This is a genomic window from Methylobacterium sp. J-030, from assembly GCF_022829545.1.
GTDB lineage: Bacteria > Pseudomonadota > Alphaproteobacteria > Rhizobiales > Beijerinckiaceae > Methylobacterium.
This window is the reverse complement of sequence record NZ_JAKSYM010000071.1, coordinates 1-734: the sequence shown is the minus strand read 5'-3', so window position 1 is coordinate 734 and position 734 is coordinate 1. Positions and strand designations below refer to the sequence as shown.

The window sequence follows — 734 nt, the reverse complement described above, 5'->3', positions numbered from 1 at the left end:
GCTGAACGAGTAGATGTGGAGGTTGTCGGTCGGCCTGCCCGGGCGGGATAAGTCGATTTGGGCCCCGTTCAGGTAGGCCCATTGGGCGAGCATGCGCCCGGTGAAGTCTGGCCTGTTGTCGACCCGCAGGCTCTTGGGTCGGCCCCGCAGCCGGACCAAGGCGTCCAAAGCCTCGGTCACTTGGAAGGCGCGAAAGTTCGCTCTCGGTGTGAGTGAGAGCGCCCCTCGCGTATGGCAATCGACGACGGTCAGGATCCGGAACGGGCGCCCGTCGAAGATGCGGTCGGACATGAAGTCCATCGCCCAGACCTCGTTCTACGTCGGCAAGTCGAGTACGCTCTCGGCTAGTTACGCCTCCGGCTCCGTGTTCGTCCTCTTCAAGGGCGAGGTCCTCCAGGCCCGCAACCTGCGTCAGGACGTGACCGACACGGGGCTCGCGATCCTCGCCACGGACGGCGACAGGCCCCGCAACTATGCCGTCGTCAAACAATCCCTGTCGGCCTGGTACACCTACTACGATCGGGCGATGGTCGCGGCCGATGCTGGCCTGCCCCCTGAAAAGTGGTCCTCCCTGAGGTATGGCTTTGCGCCATGTGGAGTTGACCCCGTTTGTGGTCCACGGCCTATGCAAGTTCTCGGGCTGTGACAGCTTGGTCGGCGAAGGCTCGGGGCGTCAAGCCGCCCAGGGCCGTGTGGGGTCGATCTTCGTTGTAGTGGCACCTCCATTCCTCGAT

At 64.0% G+C, this 734-nt stretch carries 2 protein-coding genes and 1 pseudogene; 1 reads left to right on the top strand and 2 read right to left on the bottom strand.

The features are described 5' to 3' along the window. Nucleotides 1-315: pseudogene (locus MKK75_RS03715) on the bottom strand (DDE-type integrase/transposase/recombinase); the annotation flags it as partial. On the opposite strand from MKK75_RS03715, the gene MKK75_RS03710 reads away from it, so the two are divergent. Next, nucleotides 290-646 (top strand): hypothetical protein, encoded by a 357-nt coding sequence (locus MKK75_RS03710; RefSeq protein ID WP_244041284.1) that lies wholly within the window; start codon nt 290-292, stop codon nt 644-646. The pseudogene MKK75_RS03715 and the gene MKK75_RS03710 sit on opposite strands and share 26 nt — an antisense overlap. Here the strand turns inward: MKK75_RS03710 and MKK75_RS03705 are convergent. Then, nucleotides 624-734 (bottom strand): transposase (locus tag MKK75_RS03705; protein WP_244041285.1); only part of this gene is annotated, 111 nt, incomplete at its 5' end. The genes MKK75_RS03710 and MKK75_RS03705 overlap by 23 nt on opposite strands.

Bases quoted from the DNA above. Each gene is read 5' to 3' on its own strand.
- MKK75_RS03710 (WP_244041284.1), top strand. From the start codon at position 290: ATGAAGTCCATCGCCCAGACCTCGTTCTACGTCGGCAAGTCGAGTACG.